Raw genomic sequence first — 19,332 nt, 5'->3', positions numbered from 1 at the left:
CGTCTATCTTCCACAACTCCTCACCAGTACCGTCATCCGCCACAAAGTAGAGTGTGCCATTGATGTTGATCAGGTCGTCGGGATAGGAATCACCATCAGGGTTGATATCTTTGAGTAAGAATGCTTGAGACATAATTGTGACTTGAATGTAAGTTAATTTGCTGTCAACATAAAAAATGAATTGATCTCCTGTAGCTTAACCAGGACTGAGAAATTGACGGATTGTGAGTTTAATGCTTGGTTAAATTGTCATACTTGTTACCTAGTTTTTTTGTGTATTATTGGAGTTACTTTTGTCACATCACAAAAACACCCCATACCCGGTAATCTAGGCAAGAGGCTAATTGTTCGGTGAAGCCACCTAGTTTGACCCAAGGCTCAAGTTTCTAAGGACTGGTAAATTACTCAGGTATCAGTGTATTAAACTTATCTTTAGTATTTATATATCAAGCATTTTTCAGAGACAAGGCGAGAATTACGCAAACTTGCTCCTGCTGGCGAAAAATAGGCGAAAATTTCCGTAAAATCTCTCTGGCTCCAGCATCTTCGCCACCGTTCATGATATCATCACCTGCGCTACCGAATACGGATCGTGAGGACAGGGAACTCTTAACAGGGAACAGGGAACAAGAAAAGAGAAAAAATCAGCATTGAAAACTTATCATCAGTAATTAGCCGGACATGATATGACTCGGTTAGCTTTGAATTGAATTAACATTGCTTTTCATCACATAACCATATTTCAGGTTAAGGAGGCAGGAGGGAATCCCCATAAATAAATAATGGGGATTTAACAAGGAAGTCATGGACAAATCAATTCAAAATTCTCCCCTGTTCCCTCTGCTATGCCTAAAAAAAGGGGATACAAGATTTAATTTCTTGCTCCCCCTCATCAGCAATACTTAATTATTTATGCCTTGACTTTCGTCTGTAAAACTTGTTTCAGGAAAGAAACCAACTCATTAGTATTTAAAGATTTCAAAGTGTTGATTAATTCTGTGGCTTGGTTTGACGGTTTATAATCCCTTGGTATGTCAATGACTGTGCTGCCTAATCTTTGACCTAGGAAATACCAAAAAGCTAATTTACCTTCAGCGTTCATTGCGCCATACTCACCTGTGGGAATTGTACTACCACCTTGAGCTAGTTCTACCATTGCTTTACTCGGATGAGGGTCAAGCATGACTTCATCTTGATCATTTCTAGAAGCTGGTAGCAAATCACGCAAGGCATAAAGTTGTTCTTCTGGGGAAAGCTGCTGAATTTGCGCGACTAACTCCGCAGCTTTTTGAGTTGGTAACTTGTCTATCTCACTGGTAGATATTGTTTCGACAACTTTACCAAACACTGAACCGAATACTACTAAACGGTCATCTATATCCAAATTTTTAAAATTAGATACAGCTTGTTCTACAGGATTCACATTTGTAGAAGTCATAAAGTCCTCCCTCATGTCAGGTTGGTTTATTTAACAAAACATAATTAATTGCTGTTTGTTGAGTCAGAAAATCTACAATGTAATAATTATGATTTAAATCAGCTATACCTTTGTTTAGGTTAAAAATTTTAGTGGTATTTGCAACACTATAAAAAGATAGACTCTTTCTGCTACAATCAATCATTTTAAACCAGTCAAAAGGCAGATGGATTCATTAATCAATCAACTTAAATTATGGATTACAAAGCAAAGGGCGTTATTGAGGGTGCATCTCAACTCAAGAGCAGCTAATTAAACACAGAGAAAAATGATTTATCCTCTGTGTTTATTTATTTATCCTGATTTACCCAGACAAATATTGCTGATCAATCCGCTAACCAGATTTTGCTAGACAATGCTTATTATCTAAATCTCAGCACCTGCTTTTGCTTCTGCACCCATCGGTGAAACGTAATCACGGAAAAGATTAATCTGCTGTTCAAAAGATAAAGCTTTAATTTTATCTAACAGTTGTTGTGATTGAGATGACAGTTGATAGTTAGGAGGCATGGGAACAATAGTTGTATTTTCCATACCTTGAGCTAAACGATACCAAAATAATAGCTTGGTGGTATCACTCAAAGAGCCGTATTCGCGGCAAATTTGATTATCTACACAGTTAATCAAGTCACGTTGTAGTTGTAATTGCTGTTCATGGTTTAATGCTTTGACTTGATTAAATAAACCTTCGGCAATTTCTGGCGACACAGTGCTAGCACGAGGGGCGGCTGGTGTGACGGTGTTACCCATTTCTTTATAGACAAACCAAAACAAAGCAAGCTGTTCGTCTACATTCAATTTTCGCCAGGATTGAACACATTCCCGAATAGTTGGATCGCTGGTTTGTGTATAAGTCATAATGATTGCTAGTTTCATCTTTTGATTTCTTTAGCAACCGTAACAAATATATCTAATGTATTTAACCCTACTAGAGATATAGGTGACTCAATCAATATGTAGAATCATACAGCAGCCGTCTATAGTCATAAGTTAGAAGTCAAGGTGATTTCTCCTAGTGCGATACGGAACAGGTAAGGGTTGAGCAATGCTAAACCCCTACTGTTCACTATTAAATTAATCTTGATAAGGATGATTAATTTTGTCTACAAAGACGTTGTAAGATAATGGCAAGCGACCAGGATCTAAACGGGGTTCGGCTGCATAGCCTACAGGTACTAATACTGCGATCGCTAAATCAGGTTCATTCTCTGCACCTATCACTGCTTTGACTTGTTCTTCAATCCAACCATTCATAAAACAAGTAGATAGTCCCAAACTTTCTGCGGCTAAGACTAAATGTGTAGCAGCAATCATCGCGTCTTTAATCGCATATTCTCGCCGTTTGTCTCCCAATCCGGCTTGAAATTGGGGAATCGCATTTTTAAAGTAATTAACAGTGCCTTCGTTCCATGCGCCATTTTGCAAGGCTTTTTCGTACACTGGGGTTAAGTCTGCTTCGCCAGCTTTAGCATCGGCGGCGAATACAAAGGTAACTGGGGCTTGAATAATTTGTTTTTGATTCCAAGATGCTGCTGATAATGCGGCTTTTTGTGCTTCGTCTTGCACCAGAATAATTCGCCAGGATTGTGTATTAAAACTGCTAGGTGCAGCTACGGTTAACTCTACTAATTGCTGAAGCAGTTCTGGCGCGATCGCATCTGTTTTAAATGTTTTAATCGAGCGACGCTGAATAATGGCTTTTGGGACATCTAATGCTTGAGTTTGGGTGATTGTACTCACGAGATTCTCCTTTAATTGAATCAGAACTTACGCAACTGGCACATTGTTAGGGTGCGTCAGATGTTGAAAATCTGTTCTTTTTTACCCAATTATCGCTGCTGACGCACCCTAAACAAAACTTTGATTATGATTCCCAAAAATAAAAACAACCCCTAGTCATATCTTGCACCTTTCTCAATAAGCGTCGCTCCCTGCACATCCAATGACGTAAAACTAAGGCTTTCAGCAAGTTGCAAGCAATGCCCACCCTACAAAAATTATCATCAAGGAACAGGTGCAAGTTGTGTGCCTACAAGTTGCTAAAGTTTTACTAGATGCAGTCTCAGCAGTCAATAGTCAATAGTTGCATGGATGACCCTCCTCGTCAACGGGGAGGAGTTAGGAATGCTATAAATAGTTAATTCGCTGATAACTTTTGCGCCATTTCTCTAGATGATTAATAGAGATGGATTTAGTAACAACGTTGATACATTCACCTCGCCAATCCATTTCTGAATCTGTAGTAAAAACGCCACATTCTAATTGTTCCGGGGGGATATACCAATAATGAATAAACCGACTTTTTAAAGTAATAACTTGTTCAAATACCTTATTTCTGTGCTTATTTCGGCGTTTTCTTTCGGTTGCTCCCGTTGCTTGTGTATCAATAAATTTAGTTTCGATTAAAAACAGATTACCTTGAAAGGTCAAATACACAAAATCACATTTTCCTAAATCTGTGTAATCGGCAATGGGAGACTTTTCAAATAACAATAACTCATGGCAAGAAGGAAACAAATTACTAATATTTAAAAATAGATAAGCTTGCAAAAGTAATTCTTTATCATAGGGAAAGACAATCACACCCTCAAAGAATTGTTTAATTTCTTCGTGAGTTTGGGGTTGAATTTTTTTACAATACGAGACAAATTTACTTAAGTCAGTTGTAATCATTCAGTTTCAACTCCTTCCCCTAAATCTTGCCTAAGTCAATATGGCATAAAAAAATACCATGAGTTACCTAAAACTAACATCCGCATAAGTAACGAAAAAAGTATTAATTTTCATGAATATTAAGGGAATATGCGGAATTGGGGAGTGGAAGGAATTGGGCATATATGATGTAGAGACTAGCCCTGCTGAGTCTCTACAAGTCAATAGTCAATAGTGAGTTGTTATTCACCCTACAAGCCTCTAACCACCAGTGAGCGATCGCAAGTGTGCAGAGAATCTAGCATTTTGCAGAGCTTGAACGGTAATACGAGCATCTTGCACGCAAAATTGCCAGCCCAAGCGGACTAACTTCCGAGAATTGTCAGATTGTATAACTCCTACCACCGGCATTTTTGCCTTTTCTTTATCACCTGAATGTTCTTGTAAAATAGTTTTCAAGCGATGTAATTCTTCGATGTTGCCTACTTGTTGGGTATTTAACTCCACCATCACCATCTGCACTGTTTCTACTGGTTCTGCATCTTCTACAATTAATTGCACTTGTTCGTCTCGTCGGTCTAGTTTACCCCAAATAATTAATCTGACATCAACTTGCAAAAGAAAACTTATACGCTCGTAAATTTTGGGAAACACTACGGCTTCTGTTTGAGATGTTAAGTCTTCGATTTGCAAAATTGCCATTGCTTCGCCTTTCTTGGTCATCACTTTTTTAACATTGTTGAGCATGACAACCACACACAACTTTGCGTCTTCCCGTTGTTCACCAAGTTGAGAAAGATTAATTGGGGTTAAAAGGGGTGCGTGTGTTAAAGATTTGAGAGGATGGTCGGAAACGTAAAAACCTAAGAGTTCCTTTTCCATGCGTAATTTTTCCTGTGGTGGATAATCGTTCACAGGTTTAGCTTTAGGTGCAGACTCAAAGGCGTTTGCTGTTTTTTTATCCGTGGTAGTAGGAACACCCAACAAATCAAAGAGATTTCCTTGTCCGGTGGCTCTATCTTTAGCACGACTTTGCGCCCAATCGTAAACTAATTCTAAATCTTGGATTAATTGTTGACGATTAGATTCAATTTTGTCAAAAGCTCCGCAGTAAATCAATGATTCGAGAGTCCGACGGTTGACGGTGCGAAGATCGACGCGATCGCAAAAATCCGACAAAGATGTAAACACACCGCCTTCATCCCTAGCTGCCAAAATAGCAGCGATCGCATTATGTCCCACATTCCGCACCGCCGAAAACCCAAACAAAATCTTTCCATTCACAGGTGTAAAGTCCACCCCAGAGCGATTAATATCTGGTGGTTCTATTTGAATATTCATACTCAGACAGGTAGAAATATATTTCTGCACCTTGTCTGTGTCATTACTGTTAGCAGTCAGTAAAGCCGCCATATATTCCAATGGATAATTAGCTTTCAGATAAGCAGTTTGATAAGTCACATATCCATAGGCCGTTGAGTGGGATTTATTGAAACAATTAGAAGCGACTAAACCATTTTTGATCACAAAATTATGGTCACGCTCAACCCCGATATCATAGACATTTTGTTTACCAATATATTTACGAGTAACAACTTTAACCATAATGTTTTTTCACCCGGAGGAAAATTAGTCTAAGGGATATACAAAATTTTAGACTAGGGGAGTGGGGGGAGTAGGGGGAGATGAGGGAGATGTAGCTTGCTTCTCTTTCCCTACGGGACGCTCCGCGAACAGAGACGCTACGCGAACGCGTAGCGTCTCGTAGAGAACGCGCAGCGTATCCGTAGGATTCACCCGCAGGGTGGGAGATGAGGGAGCGAGAGAGGCAGGGGAGCAGGGAGCAGGGAGCAAGGGGGAGAAGACTTTCCCCTTTTCCCCCTGCAAAGAACCCCAATTCTTCTGATTTCCCAGTCCCCAGTCAAGAGTCCCCAGTCCCCAATCCCCAATGCCCCCCAATATGTACTAAAATCAATGGTTTGAGTCACTGAGGGAGTAATCATGGCATCCATCCGCGAGTTACACGAACAGCTAGTAAAAAAAGAACGTTCGGCTGTTGAAATTGCCCAAGAAGCTTTAAACCGTATTCAAGCTTTAGAGCCGAAATTGCACAGTTTCTTACACGTAACGGCAGAAAAAGCTTTAGAACAGGCTAGGGCTGTGGATGCCAAAATTGCTGCTGGTGAAGAAATAGGACTACTAGCGGGAATTCCGATTGGCGTGAAAGACAATATGTGTACTAAGGGAATTCCTACCACCTGCGCCTCTCGGATTTTAGAAAATTTTGTTCCGCCTTATGAATCAACGGTGTCACAAAAATTGATTGATGCCGGGGCGGTGATTGTTGGTAAAACAAATCTAGATGAGTTTGCAATGGGTAGCTCTACCGAGAGTTCTGCCTATCAAGTGACTGCTAACCCTTGGGATGTGTCGAGAGTTCCTGGTGGTTCGTCTGGGGGTTCAGCCGCCGCCGTAGCAGCCGACGAATGCGTTGTTTCACTCGGTTCTGATACTGGTGGTTCAATTCGCCAACCAGCATCTTTTTGTGGCGTAGTGGGACTCAAGCCGACTTATGGGTTAGTATCCCGTTATGGTTTGGTGGCTTACGCTTCATCTTTGGATCAAATTGGGCCGTTTGGTCGCTCAGTGGAAGATACGGCGATATTATTGAATGCGATCGCCGGTTATGATCCCAAAGATTCCACCAGCTTGAAAGTTGAAATTCCCAACTATGCAGCCAGCTTAAAACCAGACCTGAAAGCTAGAGGTAAACTAAGAATTGGCATCATCAAAGAAACCTTTGGCGAAGGTTTAGATTCTGCCGTCGAACAAGCCGTAACCACAGCCATCGAACAACTACAAAACTTAGGCGCAGAAATTCATGTAATTTCTTGTCCTAACTTCCGTTATGGTTTAGCCAGTTACTACATTATCGCCCCCTCAGAAGCATCAGCTAACCTAGCTCGATACGACGGCGTAAAATATGGTTGGCGTGCGCCAGAAGCAGATAATTTGCTGTCTATGTACACTCGTACCCGTGCGGCTGGGTTTGGTGCAGAAGTCAAGCGTCGGATTATGATTGGTACCTACGCCCTGTCTGCTGGTTATTACGATGCTTATTATCTGAAAGCGCAAAAAGTCCGCACCTTAATTAAACAAGACTTTGAAACAGCTTTTGAGACAGTGGATGTCCTGGTAACACCTACAGCACCTACCACAGCCTTTAAAGCCGGGGAAAAAACAACTGATCCCCTGAGTATGTACTTGAATGACTTGATGACTATTCCCGTCAACCTGGCTGGCTTACCAGGAATCAGCGTCCCCTGTGGTTTTGATGAGCAAGGACTACCCATTGGCTTACAACTCATTGGCAAAGTGCTAGGAGAACACCAACTACTGCAAGTAGCCTATGCTTATGAACAATCAACTAATTGGCACCAACGTCAGCCGCAACTAGGTTGAGGTATAGGAGACTGAGGAGTAGGGGAGCAGGGGAGCAGGGGGAGCAGGAGAGAAACACTAATGACTATTGACTATTGATTATTGACTTTTGCAGAATAAGTCACTTGTTTAACTTCTCCTAAATTGCCTAACAATGTTGCTGGTTGCTCATTGACAGCAATCAATACCACACCCGCATTACCGGAACGCACAGTCAGCTGATTTTCTGCTGTCCAAGTTTTCCGTTGTCCCTTGGTTAAATTCCCTACAAACTCCGTTTTACCATCGGCTTTCACTTCTATCCATGAGTTACCTTGCAGTTCTAGAGAGACTGTCACCTGGGAATTATCAGGGCTTTTGGGTGAGGGTGAAGATGCTGTACTGACAGGTGATGGAGTGGTTTTTGCTGTATTATCGGCTACAGCATCTTGTTTGCTCGGTAAAGTTTCGGCTATGGGAGATGAAGCAACAGGCGTGGGTGATGAGTCTTGTTTGTTTGCCGAAGATTGAGCTGTTAATTTGGAATTGAGTAAATAAATCAGTCCAATCACAGCCACTGCTGATAATAAGACATAGGGGACAGGAAGCGGTAAGCGAATTTTAGATATTTTATGGGCAATTTGATTGTCTTCCTGTGGATTTTCCTCTTGAGACTCTGGTGGTAAAACGTTCACTGTAAAGGAGTTAGCTAAAGCCGTACCATCCAACCCTAGGATATCTGCATAACGACGGATAAATCCTTGAATGTAAATTGGTTCTGGTAATTCTTCAAACTGGCCTGCATCCAGAGCTTTTAAGAAAGTTAGTCTAATATGTGTTTTAGCAGCTACTTCTTCTATACGTATGTATTTCTCTTGTCTTACCTGTACTAACTGTTTACTTATTTCTCGGAGTTGTTCTTCTTGCACTTGGTTTAATAGCTTCACAGTCTTCTCCCACCATTCACTAATTTGACTATTCACCTGTCAGTCTAATTAAATCCAGTTAATATGATTACTGTGTCCTTCAATTTTGGCATCACATTTTCATTTTAATGAGACTTTCTAATTAGCAAATGTTAACTGATTCTGGTTATTAAATAATTATGTCTTTATCAATATTTGTTAAAGTATCAAATTAGCTGCTTACATATCAAAAAATTGTCAACTATGATACAATTAATTTTTAAGCTTCTACCTGTAGCTAGCACAATCGCAGCGATCGCTTATCTGACTATTTGCCTATTTCTGTTTGTCAAACAAACTCGGTTTATTTTCTTTCCCTCTAGTAGCATTGAAATTACACCAGAGTATTTTCAACTTCCATATCAAGATATATGGCTACCTGTAGAAGTAAGTTCTGGTAAGCTGGAACGTATGCACGCTTGGTGGATTCCCGCCGAGTCACCCCAATCTCAGGTTTTGTTGTACTTGCATGGAAATGGGGTAAATATTGGCGCAAATGTAGCACACGCTAGTAGATTTCATCAACTCGGATTCTCTGTATTGTTACTTGATTACCGGGGTTATGGCCGCAGTGAAGGGAATTTCCCTAATGAAATCAACATCTATCAAGATGCTGAAACTGCTTGGAATTACTTAGTACAGCAGAAAAAAATTCCACCTGAACAAATTTTTATTTATGGGCATTCTTTGGGTGGGGCAGTAGCAATTGATTTAGCAGTCAAACAGCCCAAAGCAGCCGGATTAATTGTAGAAGGTACGTTTACTTCTATCCGTGATGTTATAGATTATCGCAATACCTTCCGCTTATTTCCGATTGATTTAATTTTGACACAGAAATTTGAATCGATTAAAAAAATACCACAATTACAAATGCCAATTTTAATCATTCATGGCACTGGTGACTCTACAATACCTTCCTTTATGAGTCAACAATTGTATGCTGTAGCACCCGAACCGAAACAGCTAATTTTAGTTCCGGGAGCAGAACATAATGAATTAGCAAAGGTAGCAGGTGTAAAATATCTGCAATGGATTGAGTCTTTTGTTCAGCAAGCAGCATTCATTAGTCATTAGTCATTAGTCATTAGTCATTAGTCATTAGTTATTAGTCATTAGTCATTAGTCATTAGTCATTAGTCATTAGTCATGACTAGACTTTGCCCTCTTGTTTTATGAGAGGGTACATATTTTACTGGTTTATTGCGGAAAATGCTGAGTTAAGGCAAAAATCTTAACATTATTAAGTTTTCAAATTCAAAGTAATAGATTTTTGGGAAATACTTAAGTGTTAAAATTTAAAACTATATCCTAGTATACAGAAATTTTTCTTAAGTGCTACTCACCTATCAGCACAATACCAACAAATATTTACTTGATATACAAGGTTTTCAGTTCGCATTCAATTATGCGAATAATTACGGATTTAATTAGAAGTTAGGAAAATTTGTAAAATTAATACTAAAACTTCCGGATAGATTTATGAAGAAAAGAAAAAATTATACAGAATATCTTTATTTATTTACTCAAAAATACCTGAATTATGACTACGACAGGTGTGTATTTATTAAATATTCCCGGAAGGCCGAGTTTTGCCCTTTCTCAAGATGAATTGCGATCGCTCCTCAGTCAGATTGAGACTGAACTGCATCGTAGTCAAGTTTATCGTCGTATTGTATCTAGGTTACAAATCTTATTAGGTGCTTCAGGTCAACAAGCTAAAGTATTGTGCAAAGCTATAGGTAGAGAAGCAATTAGTATCACCTGTCAGCAATTTGTAGAACAACAACAGCAAAATTGTGCAGATATTCCACCCAATCCTTACAATACCTATATTTCACCCAATTTTCACCCAAAAAATCCTCATCATTCCTCTACTTGCTCAACACCAGCGTCCTTAATTTCTGAGCCATCAGAAACAAATACTCACCAAGATAGTCAGTCATCCGCTTCTACAGAAGTGAAAACTGCAAAAGATGCTGAACACAATCCAGTTAGCAAACTCAACCAGTGGTTAAAATCAAACAAAAAACCTGCCAAAACTAATCTAGCCGAGCAAATAGCAGAAGAACAGCGTCTAGAAACAATGCGTAAAATAGGCTTGCAACTTAAACAAGCCCGTGAGTCAAAAAAACTCAGTTTGAGTCAACTTTACATTTATACTCACATCTCCCCCCACCAAATGGAAGCGGTGGAAAATGCCAACTTTGACGTTTTACCAGAAGATGTCTGCTTGCGGGGATTTATCCGCGTCATGGCAAATGCTTTAGGATTAAATGGCACAATTTTAGCAGCTTCTTTACCTAAACCCACCACAGAGCCGTCAGTTGTCCCTTCTTGGTGTCAACAGAAAACTCATCCCACAGGCTTAAAATTAGAATTACGTCCACTACATTTATATGTAGGTTATACAGCCCTCGTAGCTGGAGCAGTAGGAGGATTATCTTATATATCTCAGTCAACAACTACTGATAGTCGGCGAGAAAAAGACATAGTTCCACCATCTTCATCAGTTTCGCCATCACCACGCCATCAGACTGAAACCGTAGCCAAACCAGGGATTAAGTCTGGTGCGCTGGGTAAAAGTGTCGGCAATGATATTTCTCCACCGGAAGCACTGGAGAACTAATTCATCATTTAATTGTAGGATGCCTCAAAGCAGCACGTAACGCACCGCATAATTGTGGTGTGTTACATTTAATTTATATCCTGACTCAACCTATCGGCAGATTACCAGGATTTACAGCATGAATAAATTCACTACCTGATTTTGGTCTACCACGTTTATAACTTGCTTCTTCTGGTTTACCCCAACCAAGCTGTAAAATTATCTCCAAAAAGTTAGAATTTTCCCACTTCCATAAACTAGCCCATTCTGTGATGTGAGCAATTCTCTCGACATCAGCGATAGTGACTTTTTGATGTTGTTTACTATTATTAAAACTCAAATACAAATCCATCTTTGCCGTCACTGCACACCAAAAATCCCAAATAGAATTTTTGGCTGATTTCAATATTTCCAAGTCGCTATTGAGTGCAATTAATTGCGTGTCTACTTCTGGATAGCGCAAGCTTTTACCTTTGACTGTCATCTCGCGCCAAATCACACCCGAAACTTGATTTTCTCGTTGATAATCGTGAATCGCAGCTTTAAAGTCTTGATAAGCTGTGAATTTCTGTAGACCATCGGTTCTGATAAACTGGTCAATCACAGGATTACCAGAAACCTTTACTTCTAACTTGAGACGTTCACCTTTAAGGCAAGCTTGACGTTCAGCTGCCAAAATTTGAATTAGCTCCTCGGTAGTGTAAACCTTTGACATCAGAACACTCTCAATTAGTCATTGGTCATTAGTCATTAGTCATTAGTCATTAGTCATTAGTCATTAGTCATTAGGAAAAAACTCTGGACTATTAAATTTGGACTATTAACTAAAAAGCAGATATATCAAGATTATCCTTTGCAACATGAAAAATACAGTAACAGATGGTACTAAAATACAGGGCAGACCAATTTGGTCTACCCTGACAATTATTTAGCTAACTCGCTGCTGAACTCGTTGAAAGATCGCCGCTTTAATTGTACTGATTCTGTACGTGGTAATAAATCAAACACTTCACGCAGTCTATCATCTATCTCTTCAAAGGGTACTTGACCCTGCTTATTTAAAACTACCTCACCTGACTGATTAAAGACTACAACTTGAGGCACACCTCCAGTATAGTAATATCCTGGTTCTGTGGGGTCGTAGCTCGGTTTAGCGGGAATGGTATCTACACTCACCGGCATAATCTCAGCTGCTTGACCGTAAAATTCTTGTACTCGTGAAATCACAATCGCATACTGTTTACAATCACTACTATCATCCAAATAAAGAGCCATCACCGTCGGTTTATGTTCGGCTAAAGCTTGGGCTAACGTGAGTTTAGGCGGTACTAGGGAACCATTACCCGCATAAACCACAAACATATTGCCATCATAATTGTCATCATTAATACCTGCCCAGACTGGCTGCGTAGTAACAATCAACAAACAAGTCAACAATAACAGGCATTTGGAAACCAACCGCCGCCAGTCAGCAATTTTTTTATGTAAAAAATGAAACTTGATACTAATCATCAAAACAGAACCTTGCAAGCTACTATTTATCGTTAGGTGTGCTGAATTCGGCAAACAGGGCTGGATATATGACACCCGTCTACTATTCTTAAGATACCTCTTGGGGGAATTTACAGGGAGTAGGGGATGAGGGGATGAGGGGGATGAGGGGGATGAGGAAGATTTTTACCCCAGAATTCTTTAATGTTGAATGTTGAATTTTGAATTTTGAATTAATCAATTACTCTTGACGAATGACTAATGACTAATGACTATTAACTAAAATATTGAGGATACGAATGTGGGTAATAAAATCAATCTCATAGATAGACTGCGTTTAGGGTTTGCGGTGTTGACAGCGAAAAGTGTGACGTTTGGGGTGCGATCGCTCCGTCTCGGTGCTGCTAGTGTATTACCAGGGTCTATTGCTCGTCGCATTGAACCACGTCTGTTACAATTACTCAGTCAGCAAGTCAAAAACGGCGTAATTATCATCGCTGGTACTAACGGCAAAACTACAACGTCTCTACTCTTACGCACAATTTTAGAAAACCAAGGTTATCGCGTCTCCCATAACTCCACAGGTGCAAATCTGGAAAATGGTTTGATGACAGCGTTGCTAGAAAGCACTAACTTAGTAGGGACGCTGGATGTTGATTATGCAATTCTGGAAGTAGACGAGAATATTGTCCCCAAGGTGTTAACACCACTCCAGCCAAAAATCATCCTCTGTTTGAACCTATTTCGGGATCAACTTGATCGATACGGTGAAGTAGACACCATCAGCAAGCGATGGACAAAAGCTATTTCAACTCTTCCACCAGAAACGGTAGTCATTCCCAATGCTGATGATCCTACTTTATCTTATCTCGGTCAACAGCTAGCGCAAAAGGTGTTATTCTTTGGTTTAAATGAGCCAGAACATTATTTAGAAGCTATTCCCCACGCCGTTGATTCGATATATTGTCCTCGCTGTGGGCATTCTTTAGATTATCAAGGTGTATATTTATCTCATTTAGGAGATTTTACTTGTCCTAGCTGTGGATTTAGTAAGAGTCAGCCAACCTTAGCAAGTCAGGAATGGCAACAGATTTTAGTTGGTTTGTATAACAAATACAATACCTTAGCCGCAGTCACAGCCGCTAAAGAATTAGGCGTAGATGAAAGTACCATTCGAGATACTATTAATAATTTTCAAGCTGCTTTCGGAAGGGCGGAAGATTTAGTCATTGATGGTAAACGAGTCAGAATTTTATTATCAAAAAATCCTGTGGGAACGAATGAGACAATTCGGGTTGTCACTCAAAGCAGCGATAAGACAACATTAATGGTGTTAAACGATCGCACCCCTGATGGTACAGATGTATCGTGGATATGGGATGTAGATACAGAGAAATTAGTCGAAAGAGGAGGGACATTAGTGGTGAGTGGCGATCGCGTCTATGATATGGCCTTACGTCTGCGTTACAGTGAAAAATCACCCCAGAGTCATCTAAATTTAATTGTCGAGGAAGATTTGCGGCAAGCGATCGCCACTGCCTTAGAACACACACCAGCCAATGAAACCTTGCACATTCTCCCCACCTACTCAGCCATGCTAGAAGTGCGAGAAATTCTCACAGGACGTAAAATTCTTTAAATTAGTCATTAGTCATTAGTCATTAGTCATTAGTCATTAGTTCATTGGGGAGGTTGACTTTTGACTTGACTTGTCCCCAGTCAAGAGTCCCCAGTCCCCAGTCAAGAGTCCCCAGTCGCTAAAACTATGAATTCTCAAGAATTAGAATTAACAATCGGTTGGCTATATCCTACACTGATGAGTACCTATGGCGATCGCGGTAATGTCATTACTATAGAACGTCGCGCTCAATGGCGGGGATATAGTGTTAAAGTCATACCCCTCGACCAAAACGCCACCGCAGATGATATTAAATCTGTAGATGTCATAGTTGGAGGTGGCGCACAAGACAGACAGCAAGAAATCGTCATGCGCGATTTACAAGGCGCGAAAGCTGAAGCCATCCGTGAAAAAATCGAAGCTGGTACACCAGGAGTCTTTACTTGTGGTTCACCGCAACTATTAGGACACTATTACGAACCCGGACTAGGGCAACGTATTCAAGGTTTAGGTATACTCGATTTAGTCTCAGTCCATCCCGGCGAAAACACCAAGCGTTGCATTGGTAACTTAGTCATAGAAGTCACAGCTAGCCGACTAGCGCGAGACTTAGAAGAGATGACTGGAACTAAACCCTATTTAGTCGGGTTTGAAAATCACGGTGGACGTACCAAATTAGGCAAAGTCGAAGCCTTGGGAAAAGTCGTCTATGGTTTAGGCAATAATGGCGAAGATGGTACAGAAGGCGCATTCTATCAAAATGCCATAGCCACCTATTCCCACGGGCCTTTATTACCAAAAAATCCCTTTGTCGCTGACTGGCTCATTCAAACAGCCTTGCGGTTAAAGTATCAGCAACCTATTACTCTCCAGCCATTAAATGATGATTTAGCCCTACAAGCCAGAGAAGCCATGTTTCAAAGGTTAAAAGTTAATCTTCCTCATACTGCTGTAGCCAAAGTCTAAACCTATCATCAGGTGGGTGTTACCCACCTGAATATTTAATATTTTTTAATATCTCAGATGAAAATATGTATGTGCAATTTTTCTATCTAAAAATAAATTGATTTATTCTTTTATTAAATAAAAAATTATATTTATTCCTAGAAAAAAAATGGATGTCATAGCATTAATTTAATTCTTAAAAATAAATTTTATATAAATTAAATTATATTGGTCACAATGTAATTAATCAGCCTTTTACCTGGAAGCAGAAATGATTTTGCTATATCAATTTGGTTAATTTCAGGCATATTAAGAGAGCAAAAATTTATACAAACTTTAAAATTTAAGTAAAAATTAAATTCTGGATTATTTTAAAATTTTTACTAAATAATCTTGCATAGCCTCCGAATTTACCGAGAGTAATTTATGAGGTGAATTTCACTTATAGGGTAGCAATTAGAAAATTTTTTAACTAATCTGCTGTTTAAGTAGAGTCAATTTAATCCTAGATCAACCCCCTATAAATGAGATATTTACCTGATCAATTACCTGGGAAAATTCTGTGGGCATAAATCCTGAAAATAAGCAATTAGCCACTGATATGCCTAATCTCAATCCCATTCTAGAAAACGACTTGGTGAAGACAGCAGCCAATACACCCATCACCATTAGCCTAGCTACTCTTTTAGCTAATGATACAGATCCCAATGATGATGATTTGTTGGTGACAGGGGTAAGTCAAACTAGCTATGGCAGCTTAGTCAATAACAACGATGGCACTTACACTTACACGCCTAATACTGGCTACTATGGCTTTGACTCTTTTACTTACAGCGTCAGTGATGGACAAGGGGGTGTCAGCACTGCCACAGTCAACATCAATGTTTCTCAACCATACGTCGTTGTGGATAGCCTAGACGATGGTTATTACATCATTAACAAGCTGACCACAGTTAATAACACTTTGTACATTAGCTCATTCGGACAGAGAGACACAACGGCAATTTGGAGAATTAACCAGACTACCGGCAATGTAGAGTATGTTAGTGGTTATGGTGAGATTACTGGTGGTCGTTTAGCATTAATAAATGACACTCTTTACCTAGCTAGCATCAGTAGATCAACTGATCAAATCTCATCAATCTATAAACTGGATAATTCCACAGGAAAGTTTGTAGAGATTGGAGGAAGGATTCAAGCCTCTGGTGATTTAGTATTTTTTAAGACAAATTATTCTTTTAATGAATCGCTGAAAAATGTAAATGGCACATTCTACCTAACAACAATAGGAGTAGATTATAGTTATGAAAGCGGGAATATCTCATTGTGGAAAATTGACAACACCACAAAAGACTTTGTACTGGTAATCCAACAGCAGGATAATATTGTTGACTTTGACGAAGTAAATGGCACACTTTACGTCATCGGATATAACCGCAGTAATGGGTATAATTTGTCGAAAATTGACAACGGTACAAGCACCCCTGTATTTGTAGCGGATATCAGTCCCGGAAGTGGATACAATAATCAACCCTATTTTCTGGGCAGTGCCAATGACACTCTTTACTTAGTTCTCAATGACGCTATCAGGGGCAATGAGTTGTGGAAGATTGACAACAGCACAGGCAACCCTGTACTCGTAGCAGATATCAATGTGGGGATTGGATCTTCTAATCCCAGCTTCGTGGGCAAATTCAATAACACATTGTACTTTGTTGCCAATGGTGGTAATACTGGCCGAGAACTGTGGAAAGTTGACAATAGCACAGGCAACCCTGTCTTAGTAGCAGATATCAATCCGGGAGTTGGATCTTCTAATCCTTCTAACCTGATTCAAGTCAATGACAAGGTTTACTTCATTGCAGATAATGGTAATTCAGGCCAAGAACTTTGGCAACTTGACCTGACTACAAACGCTGTTGTACAAGTTAAGGATATAAATCCGGGGGCTGGATCTTCTAATCCTAGTAATCTCACCAATATCAATGGTAATTTATATTTCACGGCGAATAATGGATCTACAGGGTTTGAATTGTGGGTGCTTGACAAGCATACTGCCAACCTAGTACAACTAACAGATATCATTAATCCGGGGTCTGCTTCTTCTTCTCCCAGTGATATTTACCAGGTCGATAACACTGTTTACTTTTTGGCATCTAGCAGTGGTGGCTACTACAACCGTCAACTGTGGGCATTTCTTGTAAATCCTGAGTCTGTTAATATCTCTCCTGTCGCAAGCAACGACAGCATCACTACTAATGAGAACACACCCATCATCATTAGTGCGGCGACACTGCTAGCCAACGATACCGACGCAGATGGGGACACTCTGTCAATTACAACCATCACACAGCCAACTAATGGCAGCCTGATCGATAACAACAATGGTACATACACCTACACCCCCAATCAAAACTACTCCGGCACAGATAGCTTTACCTACAGTATCAGTGATGGGCAGGGTGGTAACAACACTGCGACTGTTTACTTAACTATCAACAATGTGATTACAGGTACATCAGCATCAGAAACCCTCAATGGTACAGCTAGCAACGATATCATTGACGGCTTAGACGGTAATGACAAGCTGTATGGCAAGTTAGGTAATGATACCCTGCGTGGTGGCACTGGTAACGATTGGCTAGATGGTGGTACTGGCGCAGATGAGATGATTGGCGGTAGTGGCAATGATATTTACTTTGTAGACGATTCAGGAGACACCATCGTTGAAGAGGCAAATGGTGGTACAGATGCAGTTATCTCTACTATCAGTTGGGAATTGGGCAATCACCTAGAGAATTTAACACTCACAGGCAGTAATACTATTAATGGTACTGGTAACAGTGGTAATAATGTCCTGATTGGTAACTCGGCGGCGAATGTGTTGTCAGGCGGTAGTGGCAATGATTGGCTGGTTGGTGGCGCAGGAAATGACAGTTTATTAGGTGGTACTGATAATGACACCCTGTACGGCGGCACTGGTAACGATTCGCTCAATGGTGGTGCTGGTGCAGACGAGATGATTGGCGGTAGTGGTAATGACACTTACTATGTAGATGATTCAGGAGACGCTATCATCGAAGATGCAAATGGTGGCACAGATACAGTGAGTGTTAATTTTAGTTGGGAATTGGGCAATTACTTAGAAAATTTAACACTCACAGGCAACAATGCCATCAATGGTACTGGTAACGATGGTAATAATGTCCTGATTGGTAACTCGGCGGCGAATGTATTGTCAGGCAATAATGGTAATGATTGGCTTTCTGGGTTAGGAGGTAACGATCGCCTCTTAGGTGACAATGGTAATGATACCCTGCATGGTAATGATGGTGACGATACCCTGATTGGTGGTAGAGGTAGTGATTCCTTAACTGGTGGTGCTGGTAAGGATAGTTTCCAATTAAGTCGTCCTGTGGGTAGTGATTTTGATACCATCACCGATTTCAATGTTGCCGATGACAAAATTATCATCTCCAAAGCGGAGTTTGGTTTGAGTCAAGGCGTGGGTGTGTTGGATGCGAGTGTATTCCGATTGGGGACAAGTGCAACCACGGCAAGCGATCGCTTCATTTATGACCAATCTACAGGTAATCTATTCTTTGATGCCGATGGTAATGGTAGTGCTGCACAAGTCAGAATTGCTCAACTGTCGAATAAGCCAGCCCTTGCCAATACTAACATCACTGTTGCCGAAATCGCACCTCCAACTACTCAGTTCAAAACTTTTACGTTTTATTCTCCTGGAATTTACCCATTTGGTCTAAATTACTTTACTGGAGAAGATACTGATGATAACGGATTTATAGATGAGTCTGAGTTATCAACATTTTATTTCGATTCCAGACGATATTGGGGATACGTGTATGACCTCAATGATGTACGTAGCTTTAGATACCAACTAGGAAGTAACTCAGTATCATGGAAGATTGCAGGCAGTGGCAAACCTACTTTATTCGGATTTGGTGGCCTAGTTGCAGAATATCAATTACCTGCTCCCATTCAGCACAATATTGGCACATCAGCATCAGAAACCCTCAACGGTACAGCTAGCAACGATATTATTGACGGCTTAGACGGTAATGACAAGCTGTATGGCGAGTTAGGTAATGATACCCTACGTGGTGGCACAGGTGCAGACGAGATGATTGGTGGTAGT

Annotated in this window: 14 protein-coding genes; 6 read left to right on the top strand and 8 right to left on the bottom strand. The window is 40.3% G+C overall.

The genetic code is table 11. The features are described from left to right. Positions 1–910: 910 nt before the first annotated feature. The 5 genes from A3775_RS13880 to A3775_RS13860 form a co-directional block, all read right to left on the bottom strand. Complete coding sequence (locus tag A3775_RS13880) at positions 911–1,438, bottom strand: orange carotenoid protein N-terminal domain-containing protein (protein WP_066381867.1); 528 nt, start codon at positions 1,436–1,438, stop codon at positions 911–913. 405 nt (positions 1,439–1,843) lie between these two features. Beyond that, the gene (locus A3775_RS13875; protein ID WP_066381870.1) at positions 1,844–2,335 is read right to left on the bottom strand and encodes an orange carotenoid protein N-terminal domain-containing protein; all 492 of its coding nucleotides are present in this window, start codon (positions 2,333–2,335) and stop codon (positions 1,844–1,846) included. Between the two features lie 216 nt (positions 2,336–2,551). Next, positions 2,552–3,217 (bottom strand): nitroreductase family protein, encoded by a 666-nt coding sequence (locus A3775_RS13870; protein WP_066381866.1) that lies wholly within the window; start codon positions 3,215–3,217, stop codon positions 2,552–2,554. A 387-nt stretch (positions 3,218–3,604) separates the two neighbouring features. Further along, positions 3,605–4,150: a hypothetical protein gene (locus A3775_RS13865; RefSeq protein ID WP_066381865.1), complete on the bottom strand. Its 546-nt coding sequence runs from the start codon at positions 4,148–4,150 to the stop codon at positions 3,605–3,607. A 240-nt stretch (positions 4,151–4,390) separates the two neighbouring features. Then, positions 4,391–5,734, bottom strand: a complete 1,344-nt coding sequence (locus A3775_RS13860) for an OB-fold nucleic acid binding domain-containing protein (RefSeq protein ID WP_066425427.1) — start codon at positions 5,732–5,734, stop codon at positions 4,391–4,393. A gap of 396 nt (positions 5,735–6,130) precedes the next feature. Between A3775_RS13860 and gatA the strand changes: the two genes are divergently transcribed. Further along, the gene (gatA, locus tag A3775_RS13855) at positions 6,131–7,591 is read left to right on the top strand and encodes an Asp-tRNA(Asn)/Glu-tRNA(Gln) amidotransferase subunit GatA (RefSeq protein ID WP_066381861.1); all 1,461 of its coding nucleotides are present in this window, start codon (positions 6,131–6,133) and stop codon (positions 7,589–7,591) included. A 71-nt stretch (positions 7,592–7,662) separates the two neighbouring features. Here the strand turns inward: gatA and A3775_RS13850 are convergent, their stop codons facing one another. After that, positions 7,663–8,496, bottom strand: a complete 834-nt coding sequence (locus tag A3775_RS13850; protein WP_066381859.1) for a RodZ family helix-turn-helix domain-containing protein — start codon at positions 8,494–8,496, stop codon at positions 7,663–7,665. A 222-nt stretch (positions 8,497–8,718) separates the two neighbouring features. Here A3775_RS13850 and A3775_RS13845 point away from each other — a divergent pair, with 222 nt between their 5' ends. Next, positions 8,719–9,588: an alpha/beta hydrolase gene (locus A3775_RS13845; protein WP_066381855.1), complete on the top strand. Its 870-nt coding sequence runs from the start codon at positions 8,719–8,721 to the stop codon at positions 9,586–9,588. A 466-nt stretch (positions 9,589–10,054) separates the two neighbouring features. Beyond that, a complete protein-coding gene (locus A3775_RS13840; protein ID WP_066381852.1) occupies positions 10,055–11,140 on the top strand; it encodes a RodZ family helix-turn-helix domain-containing protein in 1,086 nt (361 codons plus the stop codon). An 85-nt stretch (positions 11,141–11,225) separates the two neighbouring features. On the opposite strand, the gene A3775_RS13835 is transcribed toward A3775_RS13840, so the two are convergent. After that, the gene (locus tag A3775_RS13835) at positions 11,226–11,834 is read right to left on the bottom strand and encodes a hypothetical protein (protein ID WP_066425425.1); all 609 of its coding nucleotides are present in this window, start codon (positions 11,832–11,834) and stop codon (positions 11,226–11,228) included. A 209-nt stretch (positions 11,835–12,043) separates the two neighbouring features. Then, positions 12,044–12,631, bottom strand: a complete 588-nt coding sequence (locus A3775_RS13830; protein ID WP_066381848.1) for a thylakoid membrane photosystem I accumulation factor — start codon at positions 12,629–12,631, stop codon at positions 12,044–12,046. 280 nt (positions 12,632–12,911) lie between these two features. Here A3775_RS13830 and A3775_RS13825 point away from each other — a divergent pair, with 280 nt between their 5' ends. The 3 genes from A3775_RS13825 to A3775_RS24685 all read left to right on the top strand — a co-directional run. Continuing rightward, complete coding sequence (locus A3775_RS13825) at positions 12,912–14,249, top strand: Mur ligase family protein (protein ID WP_066425423.1); 1,338 nt, start codon at positions 12,912–12,914, stop codon at positions 14,247–14,249. 126 nt (positions 14,250–14,375) lie between these two features. Then, positions 14,376–15,194: a type 1 glutamine amidotransferase gene (locus A3775_RS13820; protein ID WP_066381845.1), complete on the top strand. Its 819-nt coding sequence runs from the start codon at positions 14,376–14,378 to the stop codon at positions 15,192–15,194. Between the two features lie 541 nt (positions 15,195–15,735). Further along, on the top strand, positions 15,736–19,332 hold a 3,597-nt coding region (locus A3775_RS24685; protein WP_197480153.1), incomplete at its 3' end, for a cadherin-like domain-containing protein.

The organism is Anabaena sp. 4-3, from assembly GCF_001597745.1.
Classification (GTDB): Bacteria; Cyanobacteriota; Cyanobacteriia; order Cyanobacteriales; family Nostocaceae; genus Trichormus.
This window is presented reverse-complemented; position numbering and strand designations above follow the sequence as displayed.